The sequence below is a fragment of the Streptomyces africanus genome, from assembly GCF_002150735.1.
Classification (GTDB): Bacteria; Actinomycetota; Actinomycetes; order Streptomycetales; family Streptomycetaceae; genus Streptomyces; species Streptomyces africanus.
Window position 1 is genome coordinate 1 of record NZ_MUKA01000552.1, and the last position, 699, is coordinate 699.

At 73.8% G+C, this 699-nt stretch carries 1 protein-coding gene; it reads right to left on the bottom strand.

Annotated elements, in window-relative coordinates; translation table 11 throughout:
- Window positions 1–50 precede the first annotated feature (50 nt).
- The coding region (locus CCL05_RS41915) for an S-methyl-5'-thioadenosine phosphorylase (RefSeq protein WP_086565778.1) at window positions 51–699 on the bottom strand (649 nt) is incomplete at its 5' end.

Genomic DNA, 699 nt, shown 5'->3' on the forward strand with positions numbered 1-699 from the left:
CCCCACGGTCCCGCCCCTCACAGTCCCGACCCCCGTCCGCAGCCCGCCGTCTACGGCAGCGCAAACCCCGGATCCATCCCACCCAACGCGTTCACGCACAGACAGCCCCGCTCGTCCTCCCCCGGCAGCCCCGCCACCGCGTCGAACAGCACGCCCCGCAGCCGGTCCACGTTCGCCGCGAACACCCGCAGCACCTCGTCGTGCGAGACGCCCTCCCCGGTCTCGGCGCCGGCGTCGAGGTCGGTGACCAGGGTCAGGGACGTGTAGCAGAGCTCCAGCTCACGGGCGAGCGCCGCCTCGGGATGGCCGGTCATGCCCACCACCGACCAGCCCTGCGCCTGGTGCCACAACGATTCGGCACGGGTCGAGAAACGCGGCCCCTCGATGACGACCAGCGTGCCCCCGTCCACCGGCTCCCAGTCCCGGCCGCGCGCCGCCTTCAGCGCGACGGCCCGTCCGGCGGGGCAGTAGGGATCGGCCAGCGACACGTGCACCACGTTGGGCACCGTCCCGTCGGGCAGCGGCAGTCCGTCGAAGTACGTGTTGGCGCGGGACTTGGTCCGGTCGACCAGCTGGTCCGGCACCAGCAGGGTGCCCGGCCCGTACTCGGGACGCAGGCCGCCGACGGCGCAGGGGGCGAGCACCTGGCGCACGCCGACCGACCGCAGCGCCCACAGGTTGGCCCGGTAGTTGATCCGG